A 5,366-nucleotide genomic window follows, 5' to 3' on the forward strand; every position below is an offset into this window, starting at 1 on the left:
GGCCCAGTGATGCCAGTAGGCCCGGTGTTCCCGGTAGGTCCAGTGATGCCAGTAGGTCCAGTGTTCCCGGTAGATCCAGTGATGCCAGTAGGTCCAGTGTTCCCGGTAGGCCCAGTGTCGCCGGTAGGCCCAGTGTCGCCGGTAGTTCCAGTGTCTCCAGTAGGTCCAGTGATTCCGATAGGCCCAGTGATTCCGATAGGTCCAGTGTCGCCGGTAGATCCAGTGTCTCCAGTAGGTCCAGTGATTCCGATAGGTCCAGTGTCGCCGGTAGGCCCAGTGCTCCCAGTAGGCCCGGTAGATCCAGTAGGTCCAGTAATTCCAGTAGGTCCTGTAGGCAATGTAAATGACGGTATTGGTGGTAAAGTAGGACCTACAAGATGAGGATCGAGTGCTCCAGCAGCTATAAAATCATCTGGGTTTAATCCTTTTAAAAAATCTCCATTTTCGGATGACATCTATATACACCGCCTTCCCTTTAAAAATTCTATTCATTGTAAAGCTTGTACATACTATAAAATGATTAATTAACAGGTTTTTATATAGGTTAAGTGTGCGATACTACGTGGGGTGAAAATAGGAATGATGTGGTGTTGTATAGAAGTATTTAAAAGTATCCTTTCAATAAAATAAAAAAGAGCCCTATTCATTTAGGACTCTTTTTCTGTACTCACATGAGTAAATATAGGATCCTTTTACAAGGAAATGTATTCTGCATTAACTGTCCGTAAACGCCCGATTAATGAGGGATGATTATAGTTTTACTTTATATGAATTAATCACGTCTAAATGGACCTTTTGGAGCAATAAGCTCTAAATTAGTACCATCTGGATCACGGAAGTAGGCAACGCCTGTACCAAATCCAGATTTCAGTCCATCTTCTTCCTGGAAGACAATTGGCTCGCCATCTGGTGCGACCCCAATTGCTTTTAGGCGTTCCACAGCTGCATCAATATCTTCTACTTCAAAACAAAGATGCATCGCACTAATTTGATCATTTGAGTAAGAGGCTTTATCTGATTTAGGAAGAACATATTCTAAAATGTCGATGTTCAAATTGTCTAAGTGAAGGTTGGCATATTTAATACGAGTATCTTCAAGTCCTTGGGTTTGCGCCATTCTTTTCCCGCCAATTTCATCGATGTTTGATACTTTCTTACCCGTTAATGCTTCATAAAAAACGATAGATTTTTCTAAATTACTTACAGTAATCCCAACGTGATTTACTTGAGAGAAGCCTGCTGTTTTTTCACTCATCTTTGTTGCCTCCTATTTTTGGGTAGTGTAATTTTTTTCTTTCATTAATGTTTTACTGTAATTAAAATGAGCTTTTAATAAAAGTTCTATTCTAAGTCTTTTGTAACAAAATAGGAAAGAGTTTGTGCATATATGTAAATGTGTCGTGAAGGAATATTTTTATTATGAATAACGAAGAGGAAAATATAAAAGTTATTTTTCGGCTAGAAAAGAATCTAATATTTATTAGGTTCTTTTTGTTTAAATTGGATCATAACGATTGAGCAAAAAAGTTAGTTATTAAAAATCTTATTCTTTAGTACATACATTTTTAAAATGTTAAATATATTTCATAATAGTCTCTGTAAGAGGAGGATAAGTAGAAAAGTACTTTAAAGTGCCTATAGCACTTTAAAGTGCGTACTTTTTATCGTCCTGAATATCATTCATAATAGCACCTGTAAGAAGAAAACAAGCTTTACGGTACTAGTTCCCAAAGATATTACAGTAGTTTACTTAGATTTAGAATGATTGGAAGGTTGTACGATAGAGCCTAATAATTTCAAACAATGCCGGTGTGGCATAAAACAGTTATGGAGGTTAAAGATATGAGTACTTCAAATTTGAATGAAATAAGTAAACAAATCTTAAAAGAGGAGGAAACACTTCAATTTTCCTCTTTTACAAATGAAGATGCCTTGCAATTAGGTTTATTTATCGTTGAAACAGCAAAGCGAGAGGAAAAATTGATTGCTGTTGATATAACAAAAAACGGTGTACAATTATTTCATTTCAAGATGACAGGGACAAATGCGGAAAATACGAAATGGATTGAGCGTAAAAAACGAGTTGTTTCCCTGCATGATCATAGCTCGTATTATATGCAGATACAAAGTGAAATAACTGGCATCTCATATAATGAAAAATATCTTTTAGATACTTCGGAATATGCTGCGTTTGGTGGATGCTTTCCTATCCAAATAAAAAACGTAGGGGTTATTGGAATGATTACAGTTTCAGGATTACCACCAGAAGAAGATCACGAATTGGTAGTAAGAGCAATTAAAAATCATTTGAACTAATAGTTGTAGTTAGTGAATAAATAATTTTAGGGGGCAATACTATGCCATTAATTGAACTAAATACTTGGCCAACCATGTCAACAGAAGAAAAGAAGGAGTTCATTTATGAAGTAACTGAACTTACAATAACACTATTAAAAATTGTCCCTGACAAAATTCAAGTATTGATAACTGAACTTGAGAAAGAAAATTGGGGGAAAGCTGGGGCTGTAGCAAGTGATGCTACCTTTGCTGAGAAAAGTAGGGTGTCCAATTGGGAGACGAAAGAGTCTTACGATACACTTGATAGTAACGTTGATGGAATGGCTATTATCAAGATTGATATATGGAATACATTTGATCAAGAGACAAAGGATAAGTGGGTAAACGAACTTACACAATTAACATCTAAATATACTCATGCACCTTTGGATAAAGTCCTTATTCTTATTCGTGAAATGATTCCAGGAAACTGGGGACAAAGCGGTGTAACGGGAGCCGATAAAGATTTCCTTTCCAAAAGTCGTACATTTTAATCGCTAACAAAAAAGGCGAAAATGAACATATTCCTGTTCATTTTTGCCTTTTTTGTTATACGTCTGTTGTAATGAGTATGGAAGTATTTCTAGCCTGTGAATTACAATGACAATCTAAAATAGACTCTAAAGAGCGATTGTAATCAGTTAAAGTGTATTCTACGTTACGGTTGTAAGCAATTCTTTGGATAACAGCTTTTTCTTTTATTTTCAAACGATTCGCCCTTTAAAGTGGCCTCTATAAGAAGCTTGTATTTCTCCATATGGAACCCTTCTTTGTTGAATGTAGATTTCAATTTTTGAGCAAAATAATCTAGGTTATATAAATGTTACTTTTTAGTACCTATAGTACTTTAAAGTACGTACTTTTTATTATGTTGAATATCATTCATAATAGCACATGTGAGAGGGAAACAAGCTTTACGGTACTAGTAACTAACTATGTTACTTTTTAGTACCTACAGCACTTTAAAGTACGTACTATTCATTTTGTTGAATATATTTCATAATAGTACATGTAAGAGAGACAAGCTTTACGGTACTAAAAAGTACCTATAGTACTTTAAAGTGCGTTCTTTAAAAAAAGAATGAAACCATTCATAATAGCGTTTGTAGAGATTAAATATGTTTTTTAGAAGATAAAAGGGCCTTTTTATCGCACTATTATGATAGGAATTACAGGGAAGAGGGGAAACTCAATTGAATTCATATACAGCATCGTCTTCAGAAGTTCAGACGAATCGAAGAAGTATATTTGCGTTATTAGCGCTAGCAATTAGTGCGTTCGGGATTGGGACAACTGAATTTGTTAGTGTCGGTTTATTACCATCTATTTCGGAAGATTTAAATGTTTCGGTTACAACAGCTGGTTTAACAGTTTCTTTATATGCGTTAGGAGTAGCATTTGGTGCTCCAGTGTTGACGTCGTTAACAGCTAATATGTCACGAAAAACGTTGTTAATGTGGATAATGATTATTTTCATTATTGGTAACGGGATTGCGGCTGTTTCAACAAGCTTCACTGTATTACTTATTGCGAGAATTGTGTCTGCACTTTCACATGGTGTGTTTATGTCAATTGGTTCAACGATTGCTGCGGCACTTGTACCAGAAAATAAACGTGCTAGCGCGATTGCAATTATGTTTACTGGCGTAACAGTTGCGACTATTACAGGTGCGCCAATTGGAACTTTTATTGGTCAACAATTTGGCTGGAGAACATCATTTCTAGCAATTGTGGTAATTGGAGTTATAGCTTTAATCGCAAATGGTATTCTAATTCCGTCTAATATGAAAAAAGGTACGTCTGTATCATTTCGTGATCAATTTAAACTGATTACGAACGGAAGACTACTACTTGTTTTCATTATTACTGCATTAGGATATGGGGGAACATTCGTAACATTTACGTATTTATCACCATTATTACAAGAAGTAACAGGATTTAAAACAAATACAGTTACTATCATTTTATTAGTGTATGGAATCGCAATCGCGATAGGGAATGTGATTGGCGGTAAATTATCGAACCATAATCCAATTCGAGCGCTATTTTACATGTTCTTTATCCAAGCAATCATATTATTCGTTTTAACATTTACAGCGCCATTTAAGGTAGCTGGGCTAATCACAATTATTTTAATGGGACTATTCGCATTTATGAATGTTCCAGGGTTACAAGTATATGTCGTAATGTTAGCTGAACGATTTGTTCCAAGTGCTGTCGATGTTGCATCGGCAATTAATATCGCGGCGTTTAATGCAGGGATTGCTCTTGGTGCGTATTTAGGTGGTATTGTAACGAACTCTTTAGGGTTAATTCATACAGCTTGGGTAGGCGGAATTATGGTAGTAGGTGCTGTTATTTTAACAGCGTGGAGTATGGCATTAGAAAAACGAGATCAAGTAAAATAAAAGGAGAGAAAATAAAATGAAAAATTTACAAAGTACAACAACATTGCATAATGGTGTAGAAATGCCTTGGTTCGGTTTAGGTGTATTTAAAGTAGAAGAAGGTCCAGAACTTGTAGAAGCGATTAAATCAGCAATTAAAGCAGGGTATCGTAGCATCGATACAGCTGCAATTTACGGAAATGAAACAGCTGTAGGTGAAGGAATCCGTGCAGGTATTGAAGCAACAGGGATTTCAAGAGAAGAATTATTTATCACTTCAAAAGTATGGAACGCAGATCAAGGATATGAAGAAACAATTGCTGCATATGAAGAGAGCTTAAAAAAATTAAAGCTAGATTATTTAGATTTATACCTTGTTCACTGGCCTGTAGAAGGGAAATATAAAGATACGTGGAGAGCATTAGAAACACTTTATAAAGAAAAGCGTGTACGTGCAATTGGTGTAAGTAATTTCCAAATCCATCACTTACAAGATGTAATAAAAGATGCAGAAATTAAGCCAATGATTAACCAAGTAGAATACCACCCGCGTTTAACACAAAAAGAATTACAAGCTTTTTGTAAAGAACAAGGTATTCAAATGGAAGCATGGTCACCACTAATGCAAGGTCAATTATTAGA

6 protein-coding genes are annotated in these 5,366 nt (G+C 35.7%); 4 read left to right on the forward strand and 2 right to left on the reverse strand.

The window, feature by feature from the left end; genetic code table 11:
- Together COK05_RS03890 and COK05_RS03895 are read right to left on the reverse strand one after the other, a co-directional pair.
- Positions 1–455, reverse strand: a 455-nt coding sequence (locus tag COK05_RS03890) for an exosporium leader peptide-containing protein (RefSeq protein WP_141538887.1), incomplete at its 3' end; no start/stop codon positions are given.
- 317 nt (positions 456–772) lie between these two features.
- A complete protein-coding gene (locus COK05_RS03895) occupies positions 773–1,255 on the reverse strand; it encodes a VOC family protein (protein WP_098611542.1) in 483 nt (160 codons plus the stop codon).
- Between the two features lie 548 nt (positions 1,256–1,803).
- Between COK05_RS03895 and COK05_RS03900 the strand changes: the two genes are divergently transcribed.
- The 4 genes from COK05_RS03900 to COK05_RS03920 form a co-directional block, all read left to right on the forward strand.
- The gene (locus COK05_RS03900; RefSeq protein WP_141538888.1) at positions 1,804–2,316 is read left to right on the forward strand and encodes a heme-degrading domain-containing protein; all 513 of its coding nucleotides are present in this window, start codon (positions 1,804–1,806) and stop codon (positions 2,314–2,316) included.
- 41 nt (positions 2,317–2,357) lie between these two features.
- Positions 2,358–2,831 (forward strand): tautomerase family protein, encoded by a 474-nt coding sequence (locus tag COK05_RS03905; protein ID WP_098611544.1) that lies wholly within the window; start codon positions 2,358–2,360, stop codon positions 2,829–2,831.
- A gap of 699 nt (positions 2,832–3,530) precedes the next feature.
- Complete coding sequence (locus COK05_RS03915) at positions 3,531–4,745, forward strand: MFS transporter (protein WP_098611545.1); 1,215 nt, start codon at positions 3,531–3,533, stop codon at positions 4,743–4,745.
- A 16-nt stretch (positions 4,746–4,761) separates the two neighbouring features.
- A partial coding sequence (locus COK05_RS03920; RefSeq protein WP_098611546.1) for an aldo/keto reductase occupies positions 4,762–5,366 on the forward strand: 605 nt, incomplete at its 3' end.

The sequence above is a fragment of the Bacillus cereus genome, from assembly GCF_002567495.1.
GTDB lineage: Bacteria > Bacillota > Bacilli > Bacillales > Bacillaceae_G > Bacillus_A > Bacillus_A cereus_AQ.

Bases quoted from the DNA above. Each gene is read 5' to 3' on its own strand.
- COK05_RS03895 (WP_098611542.1), bottom strand. From the start codon at position 1,255: ATGAGTGAAAAAACAGCAGGCTTCTCTCAAGTAAATCACGTTGGGATT.
- COK05_RS03900 (WP_141538888.1), top strand. From the start codon at position 1,804: ATGCCGGTGTGGCATAAAACAGTTATGGAGGTTAAAGATATGAGTACT.
- COK05_RS03905 (WP_098611544.1), top strand. From the start codon at position 2,358: ATGCCATTAATTGAACTAAATACTTGGCCAACCATGTCAACAGAAGAA.